This window comes from Synechococcus sp. H70.2, assembly GCF_047462275.1.
Lineage (GTDB): Bacteria > Cyanobacteriota > Cyanobacteriia > Thermostichales > Thermostichaceae > Thermostichus.
Genome location: NZ_JANSIU010000008.1, coordinates 85,695 through 111,687 on the forward strand (window position 1 = coordinate 85,695; position 25,993 = coordinate 111,687).

The 25,993-nt window shown below is 62.4% G+C and carries 24 protein-coding genes and 1 tRNA gene; 14 read left to right on the top strand and 11 right to left on the bottom strand.

Going from position 1 to position 25,993, the window contains the following annotated elements:
• Positions 1-61: 61 nt before the first annotated feature.
• Positions 62-949, bottom strand: a complete 888-nt coding sequence (argB, locus tag NW822_RS09210) for an acetylglutamate kinase (protein WP_414360819.1) — start codon at positions 947-949, stop codon at positions 62-64.
• Between the two features lie 121 nt (positions 950-1,070).
• Positions 1,071-3,542 (bottom strand): phenylalanine--tRNA ligase subunit beta, encoded by a 2,472-nt coding sequence (gene pheT, locus NW822_RS09215; protein WP_414404235.1) that lies wholly within the window; start codon positions 3,540-3,542, stop codon positions 1,071-1,073.
• A 558-nt stretch (positions 3,543-4,100) separates the two neighbouring features.
• On the opposite strand from pheT, the gene NW822_RS09220 reads away from it, so the two are divergent.
• Positions 4,101-5,027, top strand: a complete 927-nt coding sequence (locus NW822_RS09220) for a D-isomer specific 2-hydroxyacid dehydrogenase family protein (RefSeq protein WP_414404236.1) — start codon at positions 4,101-4,103, stop codon at positions 5,025-5,027.
• Between the two features lie 31 nt (positions 5,028-5,058).
• Here NW822_RS09220 and NW822_RS09225 read toward each other — a convergent pair whose 3' ends face one another.
• From NW822_RS09225 to NW822_RS09240, 4 genes are all read right to left on the bottom strand, one after another.
• Positions 5,059-6,171 (bottom strand): isocitrate/isopropylmalate dehydrogenase family protein, encoded by a 1,113-nt coding sequence (locus NW822_RS09225; RefSeq protein ID WP_414360762.1) that lies wholly within the window; start codon positions 6,169-6,171, stop codon positions 5,059-5,061.
• Positions 6,172-6,329: 158 nt separating this feature from the next.
• Positions 6,330-8,723 (bottom strand): primosomal protein N', encoded by a 2,394-nt coding sequence (gene priA, locus NW822_RS09230; RefSeq protein WP_414360817.1) that lies wholly within the window; start codon positions 8,721-8,723, stop codon positions 6,330-6,332.
• A gap of 29 nt (positions 8,724-8,752) precedes the next feature.
• The gene (locus tag NW822_RS09235; protein WP_414404237.1) at positions 8,753-9,952 is read right to left on the bottom strand and encodes a hypothetical protein; all 1,200 of its coding nucleotides are present in this window, start codon (positions 9,950-9,952) and stop codon (positions 8,753-8,755) included.
• A gap of 173 nt (positions 9,953-10,125) precedes the next feature.
• Positions 10,126-10,198 (bottom strand) — tRNA-Ala (locus NW822_RS09240).
• A 354-nt stretch (positions 10,199-10,552) separates the two neighbouring features.
• Here NW822_RS09240 and sppA point away from each other — a divergent pair.
• The 4 genes from sppA (at position 10,553) to pheA (ending at position 14,295) form a co-directional block, all read left to right on the top strand.
• Positions 10,553-11,593 carry a signal peptide peptidase SppA gene (sppA, locus tag NW822_RS09245; protein WP_414404238.1) on the top strand — a complete coding sequence of 347 codons (1,041 nt, stop codon included), beginning with the start codon at positions 10,553-10,555 and terminating at the stop codon, positions 11,591-11,593.
• 35 nt (positions 11,594-11,628) lie between these two features.
• A complete protein-coding gene (gene alr / locus NW822_RS09250; RefSeq protein ID WP_414404239.1) occupies positions 11,629-12,939 on the top strand; it encodes an alanine racemase in 1,311 nt (436 codons plus the stop codon).
• Positions 12,940-13,021: 82 nt separating this feature from the next.
• Positions 13,022-13,387, top strand: a complete 366-nt coding sequence (locus NW822_RS09255; RefSeq protein WP_414360753.1) for a late competence development ComFB family protein — start codon at positions 13,022-13,024, stop codon at positions 13,385-13,387.
• An 11-nt stretch (positions 13,388-13,398) separates the two neighbouring features.
• Positions 13,399-14,295 carry a prephenate dehydratase gene (gene pheA, locus NW822_RS09260; RefSeq protein ID WP_414404240.1) on the top strand — a complete coding sequence of 299 codons (897 nt, stop codon included), beginning with the start codon at positions 13,399-13,401 and terminating at the stop codon, positions 14,293-14,295.
• Positions 14,296-14,377: 82 nt separating this feature from the next.
• Here the strand turns inward: pheA and NW822_RS09265 are convergent, their stop codons facing one another.
• From NW822_RS09265 to NW822_RS09285, 5 genes are all read right to left on the bottom strand, one after another.
• A complete protein-coding gene (locus NW822_RS09265; protein WP_414404241.1) occupies positions 14,378-15,286 on the bottom strand; it encodes a sulfite exporter TauE/SafE family protein in 909 nt (302 codons plus the stop codon).
• 42 nt (positions 15,287-15,328) lie between these two features.
• Entirely contained in the window at positions 15,329-16,378 is a 1,050-nt protein-coding gene (locus NW822_RS09270; protein ID WP_414404242.1) for a Gfo/Idh/MocA family oxidoreductase, read from the bottom strand.
• A gap of 90 nt (positions 16,379-16,468) precedes the next feature.
• Positions 16,469-18,094, bottom strand: a complete 1,626-nt coding sequence (locus NW822_RS09275) for a phospholipid carrier-dependent glycosyltransferase (protein ID WP_414404243.1) — start codon at positions 18,092-18,094, stop codon at positions 16,469-16,471.
• A 104-nt stretch (positions 18,095-18,198) separates the two neighbouring features.
• Positions 18,199-19,230 (bottom strand): carboxypeptidase-like regulatory domain-containing protein, encoded by a 1,032-nt coding sequence (locus NW822_RS09280; protein ID WP_414404244.1) that lies wholly within the window; start codon positions 19,228-19,230, stop codon positions 18,199-18,201.
• A 42-nt stretch (positions 19,231-19,272) separates the two neighbouring features.
• Positions 19,273-21,189 (bottom strand): carboxypeptidase regulatory-like domain-containing protein, encoded by a 1,917-nt coding sequence (locus NW822_RS09285; RefSeq protein ID WP_414404245.1) that lies wholly within the window; start codon positions 21,187-21,189, stop codon positions 19,273-19,275.
• A gap of 156 nt (positions 21,190-21,345) precedes the next feature.
• Between NW822_RS09285 and rpmJ the strand changes: the two genes are divergently transcribed.
• The 9 genes from rpmJ to rpmE all read left to right on the top strand — a co-directional run bounded on the left by rpmJ (position 21,346) and on the right by rpmE (position 25,959).
• Positions 21,346-21,462, top strand: a complete 117-nt coding sequence (rpmJ, locus tag NW822_RS09290) for a 50S ribosomal protein L36 (RefSeq protein WP_414360740.1) — start codon at positions 21,346-21,348, stop codon at positions 21,460-21,462.
• A 114-nt stretch (positions 21,463-21,576) separates the two neighbouring features.
• Positions 21,577-21,960 (top strand): 30S ribosomal protein S13, encoded by a 384-nt coding sequence (gene rpsM, locus NW822_RS09295; protein ID WP_414360738.1) that lies wholly within the window; start codon positions 21,577-21,579, stop codon positions 21,958-21,960.
• 51 nt (positions 21,961-22,011) lie between these two features.
• The gene (rpsK, locus tag NW822_RS09300) at positions 22,012-22,398 is read left to right on the top strand and encodes a 30S ribosomal protein S11 (RefSeq protein ID WP_414360735.1); all 387 of its coding nucleotides are present in this window, start codon (positions 22,012-22,014) and stop codon (positions 22,396-22,398) included.
• A gap of 123 nt (positions 22,399-22,521) precedes the next feature.
• Entirely contained in the window at positions 22,522-23,517 is a 996-nt protein-coding gene (locus NW822_RS09305) for a DNA-directed RNA polymerase subunit alpha (RefSeq protein WP_414360733.1), read from the top strand.
• 51 nt (positions 23,518-23,568) lie between these two features.
• Positions 23,569-23,919, top strand: a complete 351-nt coding sequence (rplQ, locus tag NW822_RS09310; protein WP_414404246.1) for a 50S ribosomal protein L17 — start codon at positions 23,569-23,571, stop codon at positions 23,917-23,919.
• A 5-nt stretch (positions 23,920-23,924) separates the two neighbouring features.
• Positions 23,925-24,773 carry a tRNA pseudouridine(38-40) synthase TruA gene (gene truA, locus NW822_RS09315; RefSeq protein WP_414404247.1) on the top strand — a complete coding sequence of 283 codons (849 nt, stop codon included), beginning with the start codon at positions 23,925-23,927 and terminating at the stop codon, positions 24,771-24,773.
• Positions 24,774-24,791: 18 nt separating this feature from the next.
• A complete protein-coding gene (gene rplM / locus NW822_RS09320; RefSeq protein WP_414360726.1) occupies positions 24,792-25,247 on the top strand; it encodes a 50S ribosomal protein L13 in 456 nt (151 codons plus the stop codon).
• Positions 25,244-25,657, top strand: a complete 414-nt coding sequence (gene rpsI / locus NW822_RS09325; protein ID WP_414360724.1) for a 30S ribosomal protein S9 — start codon at positions 25,244-25,246, stop codon at positions 25,655-25,657. The genes rplM and rpsI overlap by 4 nt, the downstream gene beginning before the upstream one ends.
• Before the next feature lie 77 nt (positions 25,658-25,734).
• A complete protein-coding gene (rpmE, locus tag NW822_RS09330; protein ID WP_414360721.1) occupies positions 25,735-25,959 on the top strand; it encodes a 50S ribosomal protein L31 in 225 nt (74 codons plus the stop codon).
• The last annotated feature ends 34 nt before the right edge of the window (positions 25,960-25,993 follow it).

Below are 25,993 nucleotides of genomic sequence, written 5' to 3' on the forward strand. Positions count from 1 at the left end.
AGAACCCGCCTAGCTGTAGCTTAGCGTGGATAGCCAATTCCTTAGCCAGGTGGGGTAGAGCCTAGCCGGCCCCATTGTTGAGCCTCTCCAACTGGGCGGAAAATTGAGAGGGGACAAGCTTAGTGCCCACGCCAGCATCGGTCAGCAGTTCCAAGAGCAGGGAATGAGGGGATCCGCCGTCTAGGATGTGGGCAGCCCGAACCCCTTGAGCCAGGGCGCGAATGCAACACTGCACCTTAGGGATCATGCCGCCCCTAACCACGCCGCTCTGGATTAACTGGCGGGCTGTCTCGATATCCAGGAGTGGAATTAGGGAGCTGGGATCGGCAGGGTCTCTGAGGATGCCGGGGGTGTCGGTGAGGAGGATTAACTTTTCGGCCCCCAAAGAGGCTGCCAGCTCCCCGGCCACCGTATCAGCATTGATGTTGTAGGCTTGGCCGGTCTCGTCGGCGGCTACGCTGGCAATGACTGGGATCTGGCTGCCCTCCAGTAGGGTGTGCAGCACCTGGGGGTTGACGCTGCTCACCTCCCCTACAAAGCCAATTTCCGCTCGGCCCTGGGAGCGAGCTCTAATGAGGTTGCCATCCCGGCCACACAGCCCCACCGCCGACCCGCCAGCCAGGCTAATCAACTGCACGATCTGTTTGTTAACCTTGCCCACCAGCACCATCTCCACCACCTCCATGGTGGCAGCATCGGTTACTCGCAGGCCATCGACAAACTTGAAGGGGATACCCAGCTTCTGCAGCCAACTGTTGATTTCCGGCCCCCCGCCATGCACCAGCACCGGCCGAATGCCGACACAGGCAAGAAAGACAATATCCCGTAGCACCTCAGCTCGGCGCTCCTGCTGCACCATGGCGGCGCCGCCGTATTTGATGACCATGATGCGCCCCTGGTACTGCTGAATGTAGGGCAGGGCTTCGATGAGAATCTGCGCCCGTGTCAGGGGATCGCAGGCTACAGCCTGAGGGCTGGTTGTTCCTGAAAGAGAGGCGTTGGTCTGCACGGCCAGGAGTCCCGTGGAAGACAAAAACTTCCAGAAGATCGTACTAGAAACTGACAGGCTGCTAGCTGCGCAAGGTAACCGGAAAGTGTTTCTCCAACTGGGCTCTTACTTGGTTTTGCGCAGCTTCCACCTCTGCCTCGGTGAGGGTGCGATCCAGAGCGCGATAGACCAGGCGGAAGGCGAGGCTGCGCTGCCCTGGTGGTACCCCCTGGCCCCGATATTCGTCAAAAAGCTGCACCGACTGCAGCAGAGGACCTGCCGCCTGGCGGATGACCTTCTCGATTTCCGCCACGGATAGCTCCAGCGGCGCAAAGAAGGCAATGTCTCGCGCCGAGGCGGGGAAAGGTGAAAAGGGAGAAAATTGTACCAGGCTCCGCCTCTCCAGGCCGGCCAGCAGGGGATCCAGATCCACCTCAAACCCATAAACCTCGTCCGGCAACCCCTTCTCCTGGCAGAGGCGGGGGTGCAACTGCCCGAAGATGCCGATGCGGGATCCCTCGATCCAGAGGCCAGCTTGCCGGCCGGGGTGCAACAGGGGCGATTGCGCCGCAGGGGGATCCGGACGAAACTCAGGGGCAAATCCCAGCCGCTCCAGGGCTGAGACCAAGAGCCCCTTGGCCTCAAACCAGTCCATGGGCTGGTTGGAGTGCCGCCAGTCGTTGGGGTTGAGATCCCCACCCAGAATGCCGCCCAGGTGTTCTGCCTCCTGGTAGGGCTCAGGGCTAGAGGGAGGGGCATAGTCGAAGACATGGCCAATTTCAAAAGCCTGTAGAGGGCCATTCCCCTGAGCCCAGTTGTAGCGGAAAGCCTCCACCAAGCCGGGCAGCAGCGCCTTGCGCACGGCCGAGTACTCTGGTGAAAGGGGATTGGCAATTTTCACTAGGGAGCTCTCTGCTTCTGCCGAGCAGAGGGAGATGTGGTACACCTCCGTCAGGCCAATGCCCCGCATCACCTCGCGAATTTGCCGAGTCAAAGCTTCCCGTGTAGAGAGGGATCCCACCTGCGGCTCCGTGGGCAGGGTTTCTGAGAAGCGGTCATAGCCGTAGAGGCGGGCAAACTCCTCAATGAGGTCGATCTCTCGCTCGATATCCCGCAATCGATGGGGGGGAACAGAGACCTGCCAGACGCAGCGGGCTACGCTCGCTGTCTCGGTAGCAGGGCCGGCCTTCGGGGCAGCTTCCTGACAAGGGGAAAGCTGAAAGCCCAGAGCCGACAAAATTTCCTCCACCTCCTCTGGCCGCACCTCCTCCCCCAGCACATCAATGAGCCGCGACAGCCGCAGCTGCAGGGTCCGCTCTAGCGGTGGCCGCTGGTCAAAGGTAGTGAGGCCAACCACCGAGCCTCCGGCCAGCTGCAAAATCAACTGCACCGCCCGATCCCGTGCCAGCTCAAGGGTAGCCATGTTCACACCCCGCTCATAGCGGGCGGAGGCTTCCGTGCGCAGTCCCTGCGAGCGGGCTGAGCGGCGCGTCACCACTGGGTCAAAGAGGGCCGCTTCCAGAAAAACCTTTGTGGTGGCCGCGTCCACCTCCGTCTCCGCTCCTCCCATGACACCGGCTAGGGCCACCGGGTGGCTGCCAGCAACGATGAGATGGCTTTCAGGCTGCAAAGTACGGGTTTGGCCGTCCAGGGTCTTCAGCGTTTCCCCCGCCTGGGCAAAGCGCACCTCAATGGTGGGCTCCTGCTTACCCATGACCTGCAGGAGGCGATCCCAATCGAAGGCGTGCAAAGGCTGGCCCCATTCCAGCAGGATGAAATTGGTAACATCTACAACATTGTTGATGGAGCGCATCCCAGCGGCGGCCAGGCGGTGTTTTAGCCAGTCGGGAGAAGGACCAACCTTGACCCCCTCAATCAGCACGCCGCTGTAGGCGGGGCAGGCTTTGGCGTCGGCAATGCGCAGTTTGAAGTCGGGGATGGGCTGGGCCCGCAGGGACTGTACTGGGGGCAGGCGCAGCGGATGGCGGGTGAGGGCGGCCACCTCGCGGGCAATCCCCACCATGCTCAGGGCATCGGCGCGGTTGGCGGTGGAGGTGAGATCCAGCACCACATCATCTAGGCCCAGGAGGGGGCGCACATCAGAGCCCAGCGGGTGGGCCTTGAGGTCCAGATCGGGCGGAAATTCGTGGATCCCTTCTGAGGTTTTCTCCAAGCCCAGCTCGGCCAGAGAACAAATCATGCCCTCCGAAAGCACCCCTCGCTTTTCTGCTTTGGCAATGGTCAGGTCCACAGCAGGCAAATGGGTGCCTGGCGTGGCTACAGCAACCAGCAGGCCAGGGCGGGCGTTGGCCGCTCCGCAGACAATCGTAGCTGGCTGCTTGCCCCCCAAATCCACCTGGCAAACCCGCAGCTTATCGGCATGGGGATGGGGCTCGACAGTCAGAATCTTGCCCAGAACCACCCCCTCTGCCCAACGGCGGCGGTCCTCGATTTCCTCCACTTCAAAGCCCACCATTGTGAGGGCTTCTGCCAGTTCTTCGGGGGAAAGCTCAAAGTCCACCAGTTCCCGCAACCACTTCAAGGAGATGCGCATCACGACTACAGCGTGCCAACGCCGCCCTCATTATCGCTTACTCCGCTCCCCTCTCAGCAGGACTCCTCCTCCCAAAGCGGGGAGACGGCCTGCGGAACTCTCCAAAGGCTGCGGCGGCGGTGCCGGGCTTGCGGTTCCTCCCTATCCCCCAGCAGCAAAAGTGGCCATCAGGATCAATGACAGCAGGATCCCTGGAAAGAGCAGCGCTATTAGGGTCAGAAACTCAGAAAGGGTCATGGCGCAGAGGTAAGCAGAGGCAGTACTTCTCAACCTAGACCCTCCCCATTGCCCCTCCCTCCTCCTTTTGGGATCCCTTAACCCTCTTTTACCCCAATGCGTGACAAGTCCCGTCCTACCTGGTTTACCTTTGGCGGGCTATGGGCTTTTAATGGTCTTGCTGCCGCCTACGGCAGGGTGGGAGTAGCCAGCAGGCCCTCGGTCCAGGAGCTCACCGTTTGCCTCAGGAGGAGGGAGCCCTTAGCAACTGTGCGGTAGGCATCCCCCCTTGAGGGCGGCAAGGAGGTCAAAACGGAGGAAAGCCCTTCTCCACCAGCTGCAATGGGCATTCAAGGCAAGCGCATTGCTGTTGAGCCGGCTGATCTTCGCCCCTGGCTGAAGGCAGCAGTCTTGGCGGGGGGTGGCGAAATTGTGCCCCTATCCGAAGCAGAAGCCTTGGTCTGGACCGATGGCTTCGATGTACCGAGTTTAAGGCGTTGCCTAGCAGAGGGCCAAGGGATCCGCTGGGTGCAGTTGCCCTGGGCAGGGGTAGAGCCTTTTGCCCAAGCGGGTATTCTGGATCCTGCCTATGTGTGGACCTGCGGCAAAGGAGTGTACGCTCAGGCGGTGGCCGAGCATGCCCTGGCCCTCACTTTGGCCGGCCTGCGGGATCTCAAGCAGCGCGCTCTGGCCCAGACGTGGCAGCCGGGATCCGGCACCAGCCTCTGGGGCAGCCGCGTGGTTATCTTTGGGGCGGGGGGCATTGCCCAGGCGCTGATCCAGTTGTTACAGCCCTTCCGCTGCTCCGTTGACGTGGTGCGGCGCAGGGCGGATCCCTTGCCAGGAGCTAGCCGGGTGGTGACCCTGGCAGAGCGGCAGGCGGTGCTGGCAGGAGCGGATGTGGTGATCCTGGCCTTGGCCCTCACCCCCGAGACAGAGGGGATCATTGCCCGGCCAGAGCTGGAGCAGATGGGATCCGGCTGCTGGCTGGTCAATGTGGCCCGCGGGAAACATATCGTAACTGCAGATCTGGTAAGCGCCTTGCAGGAAGGGATCATTCGAGGCGCTGCCCTAGATGTTACAGACCCAGAGCCGCTGCCGGCGGGACATCCCCTCTGGCGCTTGCCCAATTGCCTCATTACCCCCCACACGGCCATCACCGACGCCATGATTGTCCCTGCCCTCTCCGAGCGGGTGCGGGAAAACGTGCGCCGCTTTCGGCTGGGAGAACCCTTGCTGGGGGTGGTGGATCCGGTTCTGGGTTACTGAGCCCTCACCCTCTCCCGAGGGAAGCAGGGATCTAGGACTCGATGGGAATAGGATCCCGGCCCTCATGGGGGGCCATCTCCTGCACGCGGGCGGCAATAGCCTCAGCCATCTCCTGGGTGCCGACGGGCTCCCCTTGCGCCAGGTCGTAGGTGACGTACTTGCCTTCGGCAATGACCGACCGCACTGCCGCTTCTACCCTCGCGGCAGCTTCCCGCTCGCCCAGGTAGCGCAGCATCATGGCGCCGGAGAGGATAAGGGCAGAGGGGTTGACCTTGTTTTGGCCGGCGTACTTGGGCGCCGAGCCGTGGATGGCCTCAAAAACTGCAATCCCATCCCCAATGTTGGCCCCCGGCGCCACCCCCAGCCCCCCAATCATGCCGGCGCACAGATCCGAGATAATATCCCCATAAAGATTGGTGAGTACCAGCACATCGTAGAGCTGGGGCTTTTGCATCAGTTGCAGGCACATGTTGTCGACAATGCGATCTTCAAACTCGATGTCGGGGTACTCCTGGGCCACCTCCCGTGCCACCTGCAAAAACAGGCCGTCGGTAAACTTCATGATGTTGGCTTTGTGAACGGCCGTTACCTTTTTGCGGCCGTTTTGGCGGGCATATTCAAAAGCAAACTTGACAATGCGACGGCTGCCAAACTCCGAGATGGGTTTGATGCCAATGGCAGATCCCTCGCGGATGAACTTGCCAGAAAGACGCATCATCTCCTCGCGAGCGTGGGCTGCTTCGGGGGTGCCTCGCTCGAACTCGATCCCGGCGTAGAGATCCTCGGTGTTTTCCCGCACCACCACCAGGTCAACGTTTTGAAAGGGGCTTTTGATGCCGGGGATGGACTTGGCCGGGCGCAGGTTGGCGTAGAGATCCAGCTCTTTGCGGATGGCTACATTGACTGAGCGAAAGCCCGTGCCTACAGGGGTGCCGATGGGCCCTTTGATGGCCACTCTGGTTTCCCGGATGGACTCCAACACCTGCGGTGGCAAAGGTGTGCCGTATTTCTCAATCACCTCTACCCCTGCTTCTACTCGGATCCACTCCAAGTCCACCCCGGTGGCCTCCAGGACTGTGGTCATTGCCCTGGTTACTTCCGGGCCAATGCCATCGCCGGGGATCAACGTTACACGATAGGCCACAAATCCTTCTCCTCCCAGGATTGACGCTGGCAGCTTGACGGGATCCCGCCTAGCGCCGGCCTTTGACCCGTGGGGGATCCCTGAGCTTAAACGAAGCTTAAACGACTATAAAACAGGTTGGGGCCATCCAACGCCAAGCTGCGGCAAAACTGCCGCCCCTAGAGGATCCGCAGCGGATCCACATCGAGGCTGACGCGAATCCCCTGGGGGATAGATCCAAGGGCGCTGCCCAGGTGGGCCGCAATCTGGGCGCGATCCCAGGGCTGATCGGGAAGCTGTTTGAGGAGGATCTGCCAGCGGTAGCGGCCGGCAACCCGCTCCACTTGGGCCGGTCCTGGCCCCAACACCTCCGCCGGGATCCCCTGCAGGCCCTCAGCTAGGCGGCTGCAGTAGCGCTCCAGCACCTCCAGGCGGCTGCTGCTCAAGCGCACCAAAATCAGGGCCCGATAGGGGGGATAGCCCCCCTCTTGGCGTTGGCGCAGCTCGGCCTGGACAAAGCCCTCGTAGTTGTGGGCCAGCACCGCTTGCAAGATGGGGTGCTCTGGCAAATAGGTCTGGATAATTGCCTGGCCCGGCAGGGATCCCCGTCCTGCCCGGCCCGCCACTTGGGTCAGGAGTTGAAAGGTACGCTCGCCAGCGCGGTAGTCAGGCTGGTGCAGCAGTCCATCGGCGGCCACCACCCCCACCAGCGTTACCTGGGGGATGTCCAGCCCCTTGGTGAGCATCTGGGTGCCCACCAGCACCTGCGCTTTGCCGCTGCGAAACTGCTCCAGCAAGTCCCGGTGGGATCCCTTGCGGCGAGTGGCGTCGCTGTCGTAGCGCAGGATCCCCAGCTGCGGCCAGTGCTGCTGCAGCACTTCCACCACCTTCTGGGTGCCAGTGCCGAAGTGCTTAAGGTAGGGCGAGCCACAGGCAGGGCAGCGCTGGGGATGGGGTTGGCGGGCGCCGCAGTAGTGACAGCGCAGCTCTTGCCCGCCCTCCACGTGAAAGGTGAGGGAGACATCGCAATGGGCGCAGGTGAGGACAAAGCCGCAACTGCGACAGAGGACAAAGGTGCTGTAGCCGCGGCGGGGCACAAAGAGGATGGCCTGTTCCCCCCTGTCCAAAGTCTCCTGCAGAGCTTGTTGCAGGCGGCGGCTGAGAATGCTGCGGTTACCGGCCTGCAGCTCCTGGCGCATATCCACCAGCTCCAGGTGGGGCAGGGTGGCCGGGATCCCCGCCTGGGGGATGCGCTGCGGCAAAGAGAGGCGAACCCAGCGCTGCGGATCCTGCAGGTGGGCGGCGTAGGTTTCCACCGCCGGTGTGGCGCTGCCTAAAACCAAGGGACAGTTGGCCAGCTCGGCCCGCCACTCCGCCACCTGGCGGGCGTGGTAACAGGGCTGGGGCTGATCCTGCTTGAAGCTGTCATCGTGCTCCTCGTCCAAAACAATCAGGCCGAGATTGGCCAAAGGGGCAAACACTGCCGAGCGGGTGCCGATCACCACCTGGGGAGCAGAGACCAACATCTGTCGCCAGAGGTCGTAGCGCTCCCCTGCCGAGAGGCCGCTGTGGTAAGTCCACACGCGGGATCCCAGCCGCGCCCGAAAGCGATCCGTCAGTTGCGGGGTAAGACCAATCTCCGGCACCAGCACCAAGGCCGACCGCCCCTGCTGCAGCACCTGGGCAATGACTTGCAGGTAGACCTCCGTCTTGCCAGAGCCAGTGACCCCGTGCAGCAGAAAGCGTTGGTTTCGCCCCAGGGCTTGCTGGATGGCCGCCACTGCCTCGGCCTGGGCTGGCGTCAGAGGCTTGGGCCAATCTTTCTCCACAGGCCGGCCGGCCTCCCCCAGCCGCAGCAGAGGTCGCTCGTAGAGGTGCACCCGGCCTTTGCGGGCCAGGCTCTGCAACACTGACCGGCTCACCCCCGCTAGGCGCTCCCACTCGACCAGCAGCAGCTCCCCCCCCTTTTGCTTGAGGATCTGCAGCGCCTTCTGCTGGGGCAGGCTCAGCCCCTCCAGCGAGTCCTCCACTAGGGTGGCCGCCTGTTGGGTTTTCACCCTGCCCCCCTGCTGCTCCTGCCAGAAGCTCTCCACCCAACCCCGCCGCTGCAGCTCCCGCAGAGCCACCTCGGCGCCGGGCAGCTGCTGCTGGAGGTAACGCCAAGACAGCTCCCCCCCCTTCTCCTGGAGCAGCCGCAGCAAAGCCTGGGCAGCCGGCGAACATTCCCCTTGCGGGGATCCAACCAGGCGGATCCGCCGCTGGGAGCGGCTCAGCAAGCCCGGCGGCAAAACGGTGCGCACCACCTGCGCCAGAGGAGTGAGATAGTAATCGGCTACCCGCTGCAGCAGAGGCCAGAACTCCTGGGGCAGGATCCCCTTGGCCACCACCGCCTCGATTGCCCGCACTGACTGGGGATCTACCCCTGCCGGCAACTCGGTGCGCCAGCCCAGGGCCACTGCTCCCACCACCTGCTGGCCAAAGGGAACTCTGAGGAGATCGCCAGCCTCCGGCTCCCATCCCTCCGGCACGCGGTAGATAAAGCACCCCCCCAAGCGAGGATGATCCACCCACACCTCCAACCAGCGGGGAGGAGCGGAATCCCTCACGGACGGGGCAAAAACCGCGGCAGGTCTACCGCTTGCCTCCCGGCCCGAGCCAGCAGAGGTCGTGGCTGAGGCACAGGCTTAGCGGCCTGGAGGGGGGCAGGAGACTTGGCTCCCCTTGGCGTGTCGCCCACCTTGGCCACCCTATCAACCTGAGACGGAATCTCCAGACCTCTGCGCTCTAGGGCTGCCTTCAGGCTAAGCACATGCATTTGTTGCTGCTCGTACTTCTCTTTCAGGGCGCGGTTCTCTTCTAAAAGAGCCGCTCGCTCTGCCTGCAGAGCCTTCACCTGGGCCTCCAAGGCTTCGGTTTGTTCCTGTAAATGGGCAATGGCCACCTGGGCAGAGCGCCACTGCGATTGCCTAGCAGATTGTTCGGCAAGCTGCTCCAAAGCCGCTTGGAGCTGCCGCTCCAATTCCTCAAGATGCTGCTGGGCCTGGGTGTACTGCTTCTGCCAGCGGGCAATTTCCGCCTGGGCTTGGGAGAGGGCCGCCTCTAATTCCTGCCGTTGCTCCTGCCAGCGCTGCTGCGCTTCCGCCTCCGTCTCAGCATAGCCTGCTAGCCGCGCCTCAAGGCGCTCCCGTTCTTCCTGCCAAGCGGCCCGCTGCTCGTTGTAGAGAGCCCGTAGTCCGCTCAGCTCTGCCTGCGCTTCCGCCAGTTGGGTGCGGGCCAAAGAAAGCTCGGCCTTGAAGCGCTGCAGCATCCCCCCCCGTCTTTCAGCCAGATCCTGGGCTTCCAGCAGCGACGCCTGCAGCTCCTGCTGACGGTGTTCCCACTGACGGCGCTCCTGGGCATGGGCCAGCCGTAACTGCTCGATCTGCTCCTGTAAGGCTTCGATGTCTTGGCGCTGCCGCTCGTTGAGGCGTTGTCGTGCCGCCAGCTGAGCTTCTTGCTCCGAGAGCTGAACCTTTTGCTCTGCCAGGGTTTGTTGCAACTGCTGCAGGGCGCGTTCCCGCTCCTGCAGCTGAGTGCGCAGGGCTTGGACTTCAGCCTGCAGATTTTGAAGAGTGTGCTGCTCCTGCAGCTCCCCTGGAGCTTCGGCTAGCCAAGACTGCAACTGCTGCTGCCGCAGGGTCAAAGGAGGGGCTGCCGGGGGATCCGCCTCTGGTTGGGCAAGCGGAACAGCCTCCCGAGCCAACTGGCCAGCCTGAGCCTCGGGAAGGGTGGGATCCGGGTCGCCTGAGGAGGGAACACGCATAGGTAAAGGGAGACGAAGCTTCCTGAAGTATAGGGAGATTTTCTGCTTGGTTCAAGCCAGAGGGCGAAGCTTCATGGCCTCCCGCCCCCCACTTTGCAGACCAGCTACGGCAACCTTGGCCCTCTCCGAGAGTCTCTCCCCACCTCTCTTCCCTCCCCTAACTGCTTTGGCAATGGAGCTTAGCGGACTCGAACCGCTGACCCCTTCAATGCCATTGAAGTGCTCTACCAACTGAGCTAAAGCCCCGAGACTAAAGTCAAAGGGTTCGACAGTAGCATCCCCCTCTACCCAATTCTAGCCTAGAGAAGCAGCTCTGCTGATGCAAGAAGCTTGGCTTTCCTGGGAAATAGCTGCCCTCTTGACCAAGCACCTAATCGGGGGCAAGCCTTATTCCTCCTTCGGACTTCTCCAGGCACAAGCCTCGGCCTATCCTGCCGTAGGCTGCTTTAGGTGGCAATAGCCAGTATACTACAACTGCTTGACTGTCCGCACTACCCTTCCCCTGCTTGCCTGCAGAGGACGGGGCCAGTTGTGCCTTGGGGTCAGTCGCTCCAGAAGCTTGCCGAGTGATAGAACAGAGTCAGTGACAAGGGGGAGCCTGTGACCCAGGAAAGTCAGCTGAACCGCATTTTGGCGGCTGCTTTGCTAGTGGTTTGCCTCATTGCAGCCCTGATTGGCAGCAGGCGACCTGCTGCCGAGTCGACTCGAGGGGGAGTTGGTCTAGAGACTCCTCGGGGGGCGGATCGCATTGAGGTGGTCACCCTCGAGGGCCCAATAGGCGGCCTGCGCCGCTCGGCCTTGGTGGGCTTGCCCCTCTCCCCTTTGGAGCAGTTGCAAGAGGCGGTTGAGGATAGCACGGTCAAAGCCGTCCTGCTGCGCATCAACAGTCCTGGGGGGGCCGTGGGATCCAGCCAGGAACTCTACCGCGCCGTCACCGCCCTGCGGGAGGCCGGTAAGCCGGTGATCGCCATTCTGGAAGACATTGCCGCCAGCGGCGGCTACTACGTGGCCAGTGCTGCCGACAAGATCTACGCCAACCCGGGTACTCTGACGGGCAGCATAGGAGTGATCATCAGCAGCCTTAACTTCGGCAAATTGCTCGAAAACTACGGCATAGAGCCGCAGACCTTCAAAACCGGCGAGTACAAAGATATTCTTTCCCCTTTCCGTGCTGCTACCCCCCAGGAACAACGTCTGCTGCAAGAGCTGGTCGAGGACACTCTCGACCAGTTTGTTCGCGATGTGGCCCGTGGGCGCCAACGCTTGCCGGAAAAAGGCGCAGAGGCGGTGCTGGATGCAGAGATGATCGCGCGGCGGCAGAGTCTGGATGAGGCCCGCGTGCGCCAGTTGGCTGATGGGCGCCTCTTTACTGGGGCCCAGGCGGTGGAGCTGGGCCTGGTGGATGCCTTGGGAGGATATACCGAAGCCGTGGAGGATCTGCGGCGGATGACGGGGGATCCCTCCTTGTCACCAGCAGGGGAGAGAGATCCGCTCCAACGCGCGCTGCGGCGGCTATTGAGCCAAGGACTGCCTTTGCAAGGGCAAAGTCTCTGGCCAGCTCACTTGGGGGAGAACGACGCGGTGGCCGGGATCCCGGAAGTGCCGCTGCTGTGGATGGCACCGGGCTGGACTTTGCGCTAAATCTAGCACTGATGCATTGGCCGGGTGTGAGGAGCTTGTCCACGCCAGACGACGCTGCTGGGCTGGTGGCGGCAGTGCCTAGCCCTCTGGCTACGGCGTCTGCCCCGTGGAGCCAGAGGGAGGCCCTGGGCCAGGGATCCCAGGAGGCGGATCCCCTTGGCAAGACGAGGCTCTGGCCGGATTGCAACCTAGAGCGGGAGTTGCTGACCAGCCGGGCGTGGGTGGAAATTGACGCGGCCCAGTTGCGAGAAAACCTAAGGCTGTTGCAGGCCCGCCTGGGCTCAAATGTGGAGATCTGGGCAGTGGTCAAGGCCAATGCCTACGGCCATGGAGCTCGTTTGGTGGCTCCCCTGCTGGTGGCTGCCGGGGCCAAGGGGCTGTGTGTGGCTACCCTGGCCGAAGGGATCGAGCTGCGCCAGATAGGCTTACAGGCTCCCATCCTGGTTCTAGGTGCTTTGAATACCTGGGCGGAGCTGCAGCAGGCCATGGCTGCGCAGCTAGAGGTCAGCCTCACCCGGGCTGAGCAAATCCCCCTGCTGCGCCAGGTGGCCTGCTGGGCTGGGCGACCAGTTCCGGTGCACGTCAATGTCGATACGGGCATGACCCGCCTGGGGATCCCTTGGCAGGAGGCTGCCGCCGTGTGGGGGCAGATCTGCCGGATCCCCGAGCTGGAGGGCCGTAGCCTATTTTCCCACTTCGCAACAGCAGATGAGCCCGATTCTCCAGTAATGGCCCTGCAGGAGGCCCGCTTTGCCCAGGTGGTGGAGCAGATCCGCCAGGCCGGGGATCCCTTGCCCCCCCTGCATCTGGATAACTCTGCCGGCGCCCTCACCCGTCTTCACTACTCCCGCGTGCGGCTGGGGTTAGCCCTCTACGGCTTGTCTCCTGCCCCGCACCTGCAGGTGCCGGGGCTGAGACCAATCCTGCGCCTCAAGGCGCGGCTGACCCACATCCAAACCGTACCTGCCTACACCGGCGTCAGCTACGGACACCGCTACATCACTTCCCGGCCCAGCCGCATTGCCACCCTAGCCATTGGCTACGCCGACGGGATCCCAAGGCAGCTTTCCGGCTGGCTGCGGGGGTGGGTGCGGGGCGGCCTCATCCAGCAGGTGGGCACCATCACCATGGATCAGTGCATGTGGGATGTAACCGAGAGGCCAGACGTCCAGGTGGGGGATGAGGTAGAACTGCTGGGCTCTCACGTAGAGAGGATGGGCTTATCCATCCAGGATTGGGCCGAACAGGTGGGCACCATTTCCTACGAACTGCTGTGTGGGCTTTCTGCCCGCCTGCCGAGGATACTCGTCAACGAAGGGGCCGCTAGCAGTAGCCCTGTTTGCTGAGCTGGGTACGCTAGACGGTAGGAGATCCCGGCTGGAAGAGAGGCGGGGACAATTCGCCATCGGCAATGGAAAGGAGGCAGCCATGGAGGCACGCAAGCCCCTGAGGAGGCTGGAAAATCAAATGGAGCGGGCTGTCCTAGAAGTCGTGAACGAGATGCTGCTTCTAGAAAGCCAGCAGCGTTACTGCTTCTGCGAGCGATTCTGTCACGATGCTGCCGCCCTGGCCCTCAACAACCTCCCGCCTCGCTACGCCACCAGCTTTGAAGGCTCCATCTCCACTCTGGAAGCTATCCAAGCGGATCAAGAGCTGCAGAGGCAAATTCGCCTGGAGGTGGCGAAGGCGATGGACAGGGTGGCAGCCAATCCCCGCTGTCCAGAGCCTAACTGCCCGCTGCTACAGAGGGAGGCTGAGACGGTAGAGTTAGAGCTAGCTCCCAGCGATACTTGACTGACTAAGGGATGGCTGCAGTTGTCTCCCCTGTGCCAGTAGCTTTTCTAGGCCCTGCCGGAACCTATACGGAGTTGGCCGCTCTGCTGGCCTGTCCCGAGCAGCCCCATCTGCACAGCCAGGGATCCCACCCCCTGGTGCCCTACCCCACCATTGGCGCCTGCTTGGAAGCCGTGGCTAGCGGCGAGCAAGCCTGGGCGGTGGTGCCGGTGGAAAACTCCGTTGAGGGCGGGGTCTCCATGACCCTGGATGCCCTCTGGCAACTGGAGGGGCTGAGCATTCGCCAGGCGCTGATCCTGCCGATCCGCCATGCCCTCATCGGCTGTGCTTCGGCCTTGGAGCAGATTGAGCAGGTCTATTCCCATCCCCAAGCCTTGGCCCAATGTCAGGCGTGGCTGCGATCCCATCTGCCCCGGGCCACTTTGATCCCGACCCGGTCGACTACCGAAGAATTGGATCGGCTGCGAGGACAGCCCAAGGCTGCCGTCATCGCCTCAGAGCGGGCCGCTGAGCTCTACCAACTGCCGGTCTTGGCCTGCCCAATCAACGACCACCCGGATAATTGCACTCGCTTTTGGGTGGTGGGCCGCCACGGATCCTCACCCGGAGGATCCCATACTTCCTTGGCCTTTAGCCTGCCCCACAATGTGCCAGGGGCCCTGCTGAAGCCGCTACAGGTCTTTGCGGAGCGGGGCCTCAATATGTCGCGCATCGAGTCGCGCCCCACCAAGAAATCGGCGGGTACCTACGTCTTCTTTGTTGATCTGGAGAACCCGGCCGGCCAGCCCTACCTAGATGCAGAGGTAATTGCTGCTCTGGAAGCGATTGCAGAGACCCTAAAGCTTTTTGGCAGCTACCCCGTCCACGACCTCTGCAAGTCCAGTGAGAGCCTTTCCCTCGCCTCCTAGCGCCAGCTTCAGAGGCTTCCCAAGGGCGGCCACCAGCGAGTTTTTCCCCATAAGGAGGGCAAGGCGTTGAAGTGAGGAATAGCTACTGGTTGTCCAGGGCCTGGTAGTTCTGCCAGGCTTGCCAAAAAACATAGAGGGAAAGCCCAGCAAGAAAGGTTCGGAAAAGCAAGCTGACAATCTCATCCGGCAGCTTGGGCAGGGTGCGGGTACTGATCTGGACGCCCACCAACCCCCCTGTTCCTAGGATTAGGCCTGGGATCCAGAGCACATTCTGGCGGATGGTGCCATCTCCAAAGCCGAGAGCGTTCGCCATCCAGTTGCCCAGGCCCGCATGGCCGAGGGTAGCGGCAGTTGCCGTGAGAACAATTGCCCCCAAGCTGGTTTGGATGGCCACCTTGAGGCTTTCCCCCAACAGCAGGATCTGCAGGGGCACCAGGATGAGGCCACCGCCGAGGCCAAAAAGCCCCGCCAACAAGCCAGCAGCGCCACCGGTGAGGGCGCGGGCCAGCCACAGCGGCATCTGCCTGCCGGCAGTAACAACTGGCCTCTCCAACGCTTGGGCGTGGGCGACCACGGTTTTGCGCAGCTCCACCAGGTAAAGGTTTGCCAGCAACAGCACCCCAAAGGCCGCTAGTAGCAGATAGCTAGGCAGGTAACTGGCAAGGAGCGCCCCTCCCTGCGCTGTAACCAGAGCCGGGATCCCTAGCAGGATCACCCGTTTGGGATCCAACATCCCCATGCGCCAGTTGTGGAGGCTGCCCGCCAGGGAGGTGAGGAGAATGGAAAAGTTGCTGGTGGCCACCGCCTGCAGCGGCGGGATCCCCAAGCTCACCTGCAAGGGCACCAAGATTGTCCCGCCGCCAATGCCCAAAAAACCGGCCAGGATCCCTGCCGCCAGGCCGCCAATTGCCAAGGCCAACCCTTCCTCTACCACGATTGCTCGACCTTGCCTCTCCACCAAGCCTTTGCCATCCTCGCCCTCCCCACCCATGACCGGCTGGCAGAAGATACCGCCTGAATACCGGCGGCAAAGCTAAGACAAAAAGCTCCGGCAGGGCTTGGCCTCCCTCCAGGCGCATCCATCTAAGGCGATCCGCTCCACCTCAGAAGCCAACTTCAAGGCCTTCAGGGCCTGCTCCCCGCCCACCGACGGCTGATTGCCCCCCCGCACACAGTTGATAAAGTGCTCCAGCTCAGCATGGAGCTTGTCAATAGGTTCGATGTGAACCTTCTCGATGAGGCAATCCCGCTGGTAGGATCCCTGGCCGTAGTCGCTGCTGCTGCCTCCCTGGCGGTAGATGGAGATCTCGTTGTGCAGAAAGTCGGCCTCCACGAGGGCATTTTTGCAGTGGACGGCAATTTTGCGCACCTTGCGGTGGGTGACCTTGCTGGCGGTGAGAGTGGCGATGGCGCCGTTGGCAAAGGTGAGGGTGGCAGTGACGTAGTCCAGGTAGCCCAGCTTGGAGGCGCGGTTGCCGCTGGCAGTAATCTGGGTTACAGGGGAAGGGATCAGCTCCAGCAACAGGTCAATGTCGTGGATCATCAGGTCAAACACCACCGACACATCGCTGGCGCGGTCGGAATAAGGGCTAAGGCGATGGGCCTCAAAGGCCAGCGGTTCTTCGCGCTGCAAAACTTGCCCCAGCCTTTGAAAAACAGGGCTGAAGCGCTCAATGTGTCCCACCTGCAGAATACAATTGCAGTCGGCGGCGCGGTTGACTAGGGATTCTGCCTCAGCAATGCTGGCGGCAATGGGCTTTTCAATTAACACGTGCACCCCCGCCTCCAGGCAGGCCATACCCACCTCGTGGTGAAGAACGGTGGGAACGGCAATGGCAACAGCGGCCACGTGGGGCAGCAGTTCCCGGTAGTCTTCGTAGAAGTGAACCCGATAGCGGCTGGCTACATCCAAGCCCCGCTCCACATTGATGTCAGCCACGCCCACCACTTGCACATCCTTCATCAAGCTAAAGACGCGGGCGTGGTGCTGGCCCATGTTGCCGACCCCAATGACGCCCACAGGGACTGGCTGCCCGGGGTAACGGCGGGGAGAGTTGGTAGGACGCGGGCAGGATCGAGCCATAGGTTACCACTACCTCCACCACAAGCGCTTAACAAACCACACCCCGCCTCTGGGCAAAAAACAAACTGCCCAAAGCTTACCATGCCCTCCTCAAATCCAGTTCAAGCCGGGGACAGGCGGCAGGCGCAGGGGTGCTCGCTCACAGGCCTGGGGGCTAAAGCAAAAGAGCGGGGTCGGCGTGGGGCGAAACCACATGCGGGCATAGAACCCACTGGGGCTCAGGGGGAGGCCAAACCAAATCGGGAAAAAGAAGACAAAAGAAGCCAAGACCAAGCCCACCGCCGTCAGGCTCACCCTCCGCCAGAAGCGACGAGAGTGCCGCCAGCCCAGCAGTACCAGCCAGGCCAGGGCCAGTGTGCTAAAGGCCAGAGCACTCATGTAGTGGTAGATGAAAACGCAGCGGCTAACGATAAACCAGGGTAGGTAGTTGGCTGCATAGCCAATGAGGATAAAGGCTTCTAGGCCGTGGAAGCGGCGGATCCCGCGCCAGACCAGTACCAAGATCGACCCCGTCCCCAGCCACCACAGCCAGGGATTGCCCAGGCCATGGACAACTCGCCAGAGATTGCCCTGGGTGCTGAAGTAGTAGCCCACTGGGCGGCCCATAATCGGCCAAGACCAGGCCCCTGCCGAGGCCAAGGGGGTGGTTAGCCAAGGGCGCAGTGCCGGAAACCAGGCCACCAGGGAGCGCAAGCTGGTGGAGCAATAGGGGTGAACAGGGGTGTTTTCATCTACCACGAGGTCAGCATGCAGGTGCCCGCTGTAAACCGCCTGATTGATGAGCACCAGGGATCGAAAGTAGTTCTGGATCCCCGTCCAGCTCCAGTCCAGGGTTAGCCCCTGCTGCGGGTTAAGCTGCAGGTGGGGGATCCACTGGATGGCGTAGAAAGCCAGCGGCGCAAGGACAAAGCAAAAGGCGTAGTGCCACCAGCGCAGGTGGCGGATTTGGATCAAAATGCCCAAGCGGGGGATCCACTGCGGGCGCAGCCAGACCACCCCCCAGACGAGGATCCCCAGCAGGGCAAACATGAAGGCAAACCAGAGGCCATTCCACTTTACCGAAGCCGCTGCCCCCAGCAGGATCCCAGAAGCCGTCAGGTGAGCGGCCCGTTGCCAACCGCGGCGTTCCAGCCCGCTCAGCAGCAAAACGGTGGCCGCTAGGCCAAAGGCCACCAAGTACACGTTAATCAGGCCAAAGCGGGACTCCACCAGAAACAGCCCGTCGCTTAGGAGCAGCACCCCACTCAAGAGGGCAAAGCCCACATGGTAAGTAAGGCGATAGGCCAAGCCAGTAAGCAAAAGTGGAATTAAGGATCCACACAGGGCGGTGGCCAGGCGAAAGCCCCACTCGTTGCGGCCAAAGAGCTGGATGCTGAGGGCAATGAAGTACTTCCCCAGCGGCGGATGCACGTCGTAGAAGGGTTTGCCGTCGAGGTAATTTTGGGCAAACTGGGGAAAATACACCTCGTCAAACACCGGCGCCGGCAACTCGGCCAGGCGCCAGAGGCGCAGCCCCAGGCTCACTAGAAAGATAGCGAGCGCCCCCCCCAACAGCCAGCGGCGGTCTCCCGCTGGCCCAATTGCCGCCGCAGTAGAAGCAGCCGTCTCTAGCTCTGGAAAATGGCCGGCAGCTACCCCCTCGTGGGCGGAGGCAGCCAGGGGCGGGTTGTCCCTTTCCGGCCTTGTGGGTTGGGGAGGGTGGGGTTCAGAGGTCATGGACGGGAACGGCAGCAAGGATCCTCAGTGCTACTTTAACCTGCCGCCTGCATTAGGCCAGCCCCCAGTTCCCCTAGGTGCAGGGCTAGCCCCGCAGAAAGCGTCTAAGGAGTGGGGCTGGCGGTGGGAATGACCAGCTCCACGGCAGTATCCAGGTGCGAGGGGGGTGGTGGGGCTTCACCTGGGGCCAAATTGAGGTAGGGGGCAAGGGGGTGATTGGCTTTCCAGCGGGATCCGACTTCGGCGGCCATTTGGGTGACTTGGATTTGATAAAGCTGCATTAGCTCGGCAGCGTTAAGATTGCCCCGCTCCACCTGGTCGCGGCTGGCCTCGGCCAATACCTCTGCCACGAGGTTGCCCTGCTCGTCAAATCGCCACAGCTCCAGGCGGCTGCGGGAGCGCAGGCTCACCTCCGTCGGCGAGGCGGGGCGGGTGAGGACATCGACGCGGGCAATGACAATGGCCTCCAGGCCCAGGTAGTCGAAAAATTGGCCCACCGCTTCTGGCTTGCGGCGATCCCACTCAAATAGCTCGTAGAGTGGCCAGCCCACCTGGCGCAAAATGGGCTGCAGGCGGCGGTTATCTAGGGGTACCACCTTCTCGCTGTTGGGGATCAGGCCCAGCCGCACCACCTCCATGGCCAGGCGCTGGCCCAAAAGCTGGGTATGTTCCAGCCCCCCTACCCCCAAGATGCCAAGGCGGCGCCGGGGCTGGGGCCGAATGGCCAGCGGCAAAACCACCTCCACAGGGGTAGTCAGGCCCTCCTGCAGCAGGATCTCCTGTTGCACGCTTTCGTAGTCGGGGTGCCACACCGTTAGAAGCCACCGCCCAGGGGGGGCCGGGTTAAGCTCAAATGCCCCTTGCGCGTCTGTCTGAACTGGCTCCTTCGGGTTCTCCAGGCTCTCCAACTGCACCTGCGCCCCGGCCACCGGCTGCCCCAAGCTGTTGCTCACCTGACCCACCAGCCGGGCCTGGGATCCCGCCTGGTCCCGGGGGGGAAACAGCGGTGTGAAGTGGGGAAGGGGGGGATCCGGCGCCTGAGCCAACGCGCCTACCGCCAGGGCCAGCCAGCTGCAGAGAACCCAAGTGCCTAAGCTAACTTTGCGCCGCAGCGCAGTGAGGAAGAGGAGAGGCATGGCAACATCTTCTGGAGAGACAAAATCCTGCGGCAGGGATCCTCACCCTGCAAAGGGGTTGTTGGTCTGCCACTGTTGGATAAAAACAGGCACCATGTTGCGCACCTGCAGCCGAAACAGGCCCGCCGCCGCATCCTCAAACAGGGGCTCCCCCCCCACATCGTCCCGCCCATAGGCCTCGTAGTAGCGAGCCCGATCCCCCGGCCGATCCCGCTGCAAGTCCACTACCACCACTACCCCGCGGCTGCGCAACTGGTTGGGGGTGAAATTGGGGATCTCCACAGGGATTGCCGGCGCTAGGAAGCGCAAGGCCGTATTCAGCAGCGGGCTGCCCTGGCGGTTGTAATCGCGAGAGATCTGCAGGTGGGTCAAGAGGATGTAGCGCAAGCCAAGGGCATCCCCGATAACCTTCAGCTTGGCCAAATCAGCGGTGTAGCGCTCATCCGCATCCAGCAAGGTTAGTCCCTGGAGAAGAGGCAGAAGCGGCTCAAAGCGGGGATCCGGCCCCAAAGGCCCCTTCAAGAGCAGTACCGGTCGCTGCGGCTGCAACTCCTTCAGGGCCAGGCTGAGGTGGCGGGCCAGCTCATCCGAGTAAACCGGCTCATCCGGCAAAAGGCCAATCCCCTCCGGCTTGTGGGTCGGCTCCCCCGGCGGCAGGTGAATATCTTGGGTGGATACAAAACCGGCCCGCACCTCCACCTGGGTGCTGGTGGGGGGGAACCCCGGTACCTCCACATCCACCCAGTACAGCCCCGCTGGCAGCGGCGGCAGGACATAGGTGCCGTCGGCAGCAATGGGAACCGTCTGCTGGGGTTGGGTGGCGGTGGCAGCTAGGCGCACAACTCCGGTCTGGACGGGCTGGCCGGCAATGTCCAGCACCCGCCCCGTCACCACGCCGCGGTTGCCTGCGGAGGCAGCTTCCTCCGCCCCCCCCTCGCCAACTTGAGCTTGAAGATCCCGATCCACCAGACGGTGCAGAGCTGGGATCCCTGCCGCCACCACCCACAGATCCCGCTCCCCCAGCATTGCCAAGCCCGTTGGCTGCCCCTCCAGCCGCAGCGAGGTGGCCAATCGTCCTGCCTCCAGATCCACGATTTGCAGACGGTTGCTGTTGCGGGAGGTTACGTAAGCCCAGCGGCCATCGGGGGAAAGGGCCAGCCGCGTCGGTCGCCAGTCCAGGCCCACCCGCTGCAGGGCCTCGCCGCTGCGGCCCAGATCCAGCACCGTCAGATCTTGGCTGCCAGAGTTGAGCACTACTAGGCGTTGCCGTTGGGCATCCAGAGCCATCGCTTCTGGGGTATTGCCGCCGCGCCAGCGGGCCAGCAGCTCGCCATTGTCCGGGTTGACCACCAGCACACTGAGGGGATCCTCCCCAGCTAGGCCCACAAACAGCACCCCTCGCTGGGCGTCGTAGGCCAAAGCCAAGGGGGGACCCGGTAGGGGCAAACTGCGGGCCTGCAGCTCCTTCGCCTCCTCCCCTGGGCGCGGTGGGGCGGGGATTACCGCCAAGCTCTGGGCGGCAGGCAGGGAGGCGAAAACCCGTCCCCTGGCGGGATCCACTGCCAGATCCAAGGCCCCCGCCGGCAGCCGGTACGACCAGAGCAGCTCCCCGGTTAGTAGATCGAGGGCCACCACGCCGGGAGCAGTAGGGCCAGAGGCATAGACCACCTGATGCGCCGCATCCACCCGCACCACGCTGGGGGCAAAGCCCACCGCCACCTGCCACAGGGGATCGCCGCTTGCTCCATCCAGCAGCAGGACCGCCTGGGCTTCCAGCAGTCCCACCGCCAGCCAGCCCCGCTCCGACACCCCATCAATGCGGTCCGCCGAGCTGGGCAGCGGCAGTATCTCCCCCACCGTCACGGGCCTGGCAGCCTCCTCAGAGGCCGCCGGCAGGGCCCACCCTGCAACCCCTAGACCCAGCAGGCCACTCACCCCAACCAGCCACTGCCAGCGCATGGCCTTTTTCGCTCCCCCACCAAGTCTGCTCTGCTGCTTCGCCCAATCAGCATAGCCAACCTCTCCCCAGATCCCTGGCAGCAAGCCCGAACAATTTTTGACAGCTTGCCGCAGCGACCTTAGAATGGATATTCGCTGGTTTTGACAGGATCAACCATGAAGGTGCGGCCCTCCGTCCGTCGAATTTGCGAAAAGTGCCGAGTTATTCGCCGCCGTGGCCGGGTGATGGTCATTTGTCCTTCCAACCCGAAGCACAAGCAGCGGCAAGGCTAAAGGCGGCGGAGGAAAACCGATCCCCTGACGGCGCCAAGAGCCCTCCTAGGCAAAGCTTCTCAACAGCAGCAACCTAACCCAGCGAGCAAGTTTGTTGGCAAGGTACCCCTAACCATGGCACGGATTGCGGGCGTTGACCTCCCCCGAGACAAGCGAATTGAGATTGCCCTCACCTACATCTACGGCATTGGACTCACCCGCTCCCGCCAAATTTTGGCCAAGACGGGTATCAACCCTGACACCCGCACCCGCGACCTTACCGACGCGGAGGTGGCTGCCCTGCGGGCGGTGGTGGAAAACGAGTACCAGGTGGAGGGGGATCTGCGCCGGCAGGAGGCCATGAACATCAAGCGCCTCATAGATATTGGCACCTACCGAGGTCGGCGCCACCGCCTAAATCTGCCCGTGCGTGGCCAGCGCACCCGCACCAACGCCCGCACGCGCAAAGGAGTCAGGAAAACCGTAGCTGGCAAGAAGAAACCTCCCGCCAAGAAGTAAATCTTTCCCCCACCTCCTGCAACTCTAAGTGGTTCCAAGGACGCACAGGTCATGGCTCAGCAGCAACGGCGCGGACGCAAGGTCAAGAAAAATATCCCCAACGGGGTGGCCTACATTCAGTCCACCTTTAACAACACCATCGTTACCATCACGGATCCCAACGGCAACGTGGTGTGTTGGGCTTCGGCAGGCTCCACCGGATTCAAGGGCGCCAAGAAGGGTACCCCCTTTGCTGCCCAGATGGCAGCAGAGAGCGCAGCGCGGCAGGCCATGGAGAACGGCATGCGGCAGATTGAGGTAATGGTCAGCGGGCCTGGCGCCGGTCGAGAGACGGCCATTCGGGCTCTCCAGGCCGCAGGTCTAGAGATTACCCTCATTCGCGACATCACTCCCATTCCTCACAACGGCTGCCGGCCGCCCAAGCGGCGGCGCGTCTAGGGGGATCCTGGCCTCTAGTTTGAGGACCCCACCCCCCTTGCCCCCTAGCACCAGAGGAGAGACAAGCTCGAGTTTTCTCAGTTCTCCAACGGATATCCAGCCAGACGGACGGGGCTACTCATTATGATGCAAACTAGCCGAACCCTCCACCATCCCAGCAGCAAAGCAGCTGCCAGTGCTGCTCCCTATCAAACTGAGTGCATCGAATCCCATCAGGAAGCCAATGGTGTTTACTACGGCAAATTTGCTCTGGGGCCCCTGGAGCGCGGTCAAGGAATCACGGTAGGCAATGCCTTGCGGCGGGTACTCCTCTCCAACTTGGAAGGAACGGCGGTGACGGCCGTGCGCATTGCCGGGGTAACCCACGAGTTTTCCACCGTCCCCGGGGTGCGGGAAGACGTGATGGAGATCCTACTCAACATGAAGGAGCTGGTCCTGCGCTCCAGCTCTCCTGAGCCCCAGGTAGGCCGTTTAGTGGCGCAGGGGCCGGGGGAAGTGACTGCTGAGAAGCTGCAGCTGCCCAGCGGCGTGGAAGTGATTAACCCCCGTCACCACATTGCCACCCTGGCGGAGGGAGCCATCCTGGAGATGGAGTTCATGATTGGCCGCGGACGGGGCTATCGCGCCGTTGATTACGCCGATAGCAAATCAATGTCTATTGACTTTCTCCAAATTGACTCCGTCTTCATGCCAGTGCGCAAGGTCAACTACACCGTCGAGCCAGCTCGGGTGGGGCAGTCGCTGGAAAAAGATCGCCTCATCCTGGAGATCTGGACCAACGGCAGCCTGACTCCCCAGGAGGCGCTCAGCCAAGCAGCTCGCATTTTGGTAGGTCTGTTCTCGCCGCTGCAGGAGGTTAGCTTTGACACCCCCTCAGCCCCTCAGCAAGCAGAGGACACCCAGAAAAACCAAATCCCCATCGAGGAGCTGCAGCTCTCGGTGCGGGCCTACAACTGCCTCAAGCGAGCCCAGATCCACACCCTGGCCGATCTATTGCTCCATACCGAGGAAGATCTGCTCGAAATCAAAAACTTCGGCCAGAAATCGGCCGAGGAGGTGGTGCAGGCTTTGAAAAACCGCTTTGGCCTGACGCTGCCCCGCGAAAGGAGCAAGAGCTAGCCTCCTCAGGGGACCTGCCTAAAACTCGTAGGACAAAGAGCAGAGGTTACCATGCGTCACCGCCGTCGTACCCCTCACCTCAACAAGCCCCCTGACCAACGCAAGGCCCTGCTGCGGGCGTTGACCACGGCTTTGCTGCGCTACGGGCGAATTGTTACCACCAAAGCTCGGGCCAAAGCTGTGCGCGCCACCACCGAGAAGATGATTACCCTAGCCAAGGACGGCTCCCTGGCAGCGCGGCGGCAGGCCCTAGCCTACCTCTACGACAAGGAGCTGGTGCGCTCCCTGTTTGAACAAGCCCCCGAGCGCTACCGGGATCGAGCGGGAGGCTACACCCGCATCCTGCGCACTGTGCGCCGACGGGGCGACGGGGCAGAAATGGCCGTCATCGAGCTGGTGTAGGCCCCATGCAGAGCCGTCGCATTGCCCTTAAGATTCAGTACCTTGGCAGTGGCTTTCGCGGCTGGCAACGGCAAGCTGGCCAGCGGACGGTGCAAGGGGTGTTGGAAGAGGCCATTACCGCACGGGCTGGCCATCCAGTAACCGTGTACGGGGCAGGTCGCACCGACACCGGGGTACATGCGGCTGGCCAGGTAGCCCACTTCGACACCACCTGCGGCATTCCGCCAACGGAGTGGGCGCGAGTGCTCAACGACTGCCTACCGGAAGATGTGGTCGTGCTGGCTTCAGCCCCTGTGTCTGAAGATTGGCATGCCCGCTTTTCTGCTAGGTGGCGCCGCTACCGCTACCTTATCCTCAATCGCGAGCTGCCGGACGTATTCTGGCGGCCCTTCAGTTGGCAGGTGCGCTGGCCCTTGCAGGTGGAGCCAATGGCCGAGGCCCTCCGCTCCCTCTTGGGGGAGCACAACCTGGAAGCCTTCCGCTGCCGCGGATCCGATCGACCCCACTCGTGGGTGCGGGTGGAGGAGGTGCTCTGTCAACGGATAGGGGACTTCATCAGCATCGAAGTGCAGGCCAGCGGCTTCCTCTACCGGATGATGCGGCTGCTGGTGGGATCCCTGGAGGTGGTGGGCCGGGGCGAGCTTAGCCCGCAGCAATTTGTCCACCTCTGGCAACACAACGACTGGAGCCAGATGCGCACCCGCTACAGCGCTCCCCCGCAGGGCCTGTGCCTACTGGATGTGGGCTATGCTAGGGATCCCTTTGGCCGACGCTTTCCCCCCTCCTTTCCCTTTGGGGAAGCTCCTGCAACTGCTCCCCTCTCCTCGCCCGTGGGTGTTCTTTCTCTGGTTTGAGTATTCCTTTGAGCTGCCATGAACAAGACTCCCCTTCCTACCCCCTCCACTTTAGCCCCGCGCTGGTACGTCATTGATGCGGCTGGCCAGCGCCTTGGCCGCCTAGCGGTAGTTGTGGCCAACCTCCTACGGGGCAAGCACAAGCCCAACTTTACCCCCCACCTGGATACGGGGGACTACGTGATCGTGATCAACGCCGAGAAAGTGGTGGTTACTGGCAAAAAGCGCACCCAAAAGCTCTACCGCCGCCACTCCGGGCGTCCCGGCGGCATGAAGGTGGAGACTTTTGCCCAACTGCAAGCGCGGCTGCCAGAGCGGGTAATTGAGAAAGCGGTCAAGGGGATGTTGCCCCACACCCGCCTAGGCCGGCGGCAATTTACCAAGCTGAAAGTATACGCCGGCCCCCACCACCCCCACGAGGCCCAGCAACCGCAGGTCTATCCCATCCACACGATCCCAGGAGCCCAAGCATGACCCCAACAACTAGCCATCAGCGAGCCGTCTATTGGGGAACTGGGCGCCGCAAAACTGCCGTCGCCCGCGTGCGCCTGGTGCCCGGCACAGGCAAGATCATTATTAACGACCGGCCCGGTGAGGAGTACTTGCAGTACCAGGAGGCATTCCTGGCCAGTGTGAAAGCGCCGCTGGAGCTCCTTGGCCTGGAGAACTCCTATGACATCTTGGTGCGCGCCCATGGGGGCGGCCTCCACGGCCAGGCCGATGCCATTAAGCTAGGAGTGGCCCGCGCCCTCTGCCAGCTGGATCCGTCCAACCGCGGCCCCCTCAAGGCAGAGGGCTACCTAACCCGCGATCCCCGCGCTGTGGAGCGCAAGAAGTACGGCTTGCGCAAAGCCCGCAAAGCTCCTCAGTACTCGAAACGCTAGGGATCCCTGCCATTGCTTTTTCAAGGTCAATCTTGATAGACAAGGGTATAGAAACACGCCCAGCGGAGGAGATTGCTATGCCCAAAAAAGGAATCCACCCGCAGTGGTACCCAGAGGCTAAAGTTATCTGCAACGGTGAGGTGGTCATGACCGTGGGATCCACCAAGCCGGAGCTCAAGGTTGAGGTGTGGTCTGGCAACCATCCCTTCTTCACTGGCACCCAAAAGATTATCGACACCGAAGGGCGAGTGGAGAAGTTCATGCGCAAGTACGGCATGAGCAGTGGCAAGAAGGCCCAGTAGAGTTTTCCCTTGCCCTGCTCAGGACGGTCTGGAT

Bases quoted from the DNA above. Each gene is read 5' to 3' on its own strand.
- NW822_RS09235 (WP_414404237.1), bottom strand. From the start codon at position 9,952: ATGCGTGTTCCCTCCTCAGGCGACCCGGATCCCACCCTTCCCGAGGCT.
- pheA (WP_414404240.1), top strand. From the start codon at position 13,399: ATGGCTGCAGTTGTCTCCCCTGTGCCAGTAGCTTTTCTAGGCCCTGCC.
- NW822_RS09265 (WP_414404241.1), bottom strand. From the start codon at position 15,286: ATGGGTGGGGAGGGCGAGGATGGCAAAGGCTTGGTGGAGAGGCAAGGT.
- NW822_RS09285 (WP_414404245.1), bottom strand. From the start codon at position 21,189: ATGCGCTGGCAGTGGCTGGTTGGGGTGAGTGGCCTGCTGGGTCTAGGG.
- rplM (WP_414360726.1), top strand. From the start codon at position 24,792: ATGAACAAGACTCCCCTTCCTACCCCCTCCACTTTAGCCCCGCGCTGG.
- NW822_RS09275 (WP_414404243.1), bottom strand. From the start codon at position 18,094: ATGACCTCTGAACCCCACCCTCCCCAACCCACAAGGCCGGAAAGGGAC.
- rpsM (WP_414360738.1), top strand. From the start codon at position 21,577: ATGGCACGGATTGCGGGCGTTGACCTCCCCCGAGACAAGCGAATTGAG.
- NW822_RS09280 (WP_414404244.1), bottom strand. From the start codon at position 19,230: ATGCCTCTCCTCTTCCTCACTGCGCTGCGGCGCAAAGTTAGCTTAGGC.
- NW822_RS09270 (WP_414404242.1), bottom strand. From the start codon at position 16,378: ATGGCTCGATCCTGCCCGCGTCCTACCAACTCTCCCCGCCGTTACCCC.
- NW822_RS09305 (WP_414360733.1), top strand. From the start codon at position 22,522: ATGATGCAAACTAGCCGAACCCTCCACCATCCCAGCAGCAAAGCAGCT.
- rpsI (WP_414360724.1), top strand. From the start codon at position 25,244: ATGACCCCAACAACTAGCCATCAGCGAGCCGTCTATTGGGGAACTGGG.
- rpmJ (WP_414360740.1), top strand. From the start codon at position 21,346: ATGAAGGTGCGGCCCTCCGTCCGTCGAATTTGCGAAAAGTGCCGAGTT.
- rpmE (WP_414360721.1), top strand. From the start codon at position 25,735: ATGCCCAAAAAAGGAATCCACCCGCAGTGGTACCCAGAGGCTAAAGTT.
- rpsK (WP_414360735.1), top strand. From the start codon at position 22,012: ATGGCTCAGCAGCAACGGCGCGGACGCAAGGTCAAGAAAAATATCCCC.
- pheT (WP_414404235.1), bottom strand. From the start codon at position 3,542: ATGCGCATCTCCTTGAAGTGGTTGCGGGAACTGGTGGACTTTGAGCTT.
- rplQ (WP_414404246.1), top strand. From the start codon at position 23,569: ATGCGTCACCGCCGTCGTACCCCTCACCTCAACAAGCCCCCTGACCAA.
- NW822_RS09255 (WP_414360753.1), top strand. From the start codon at position 13,022: ATGGAGGCACGCAAGCCCCTGAGGAGGCTGGAAAATCAAATGGAGCGG.
- truA (WP_414404247.1), top strand. From the start codon at position 23,925: ATGCAGAGCCGTCGCATTGCCCTTAAGATTCAGTACCTTGGCAGTGGC.
- NW822_RS09220 (WP_414404236.1), top strand. From the start codon at position 4,101: ATGGGCATTCAAGGCAAGCGCATTGCTGTTGAGCCGGCTGATCTTCGC.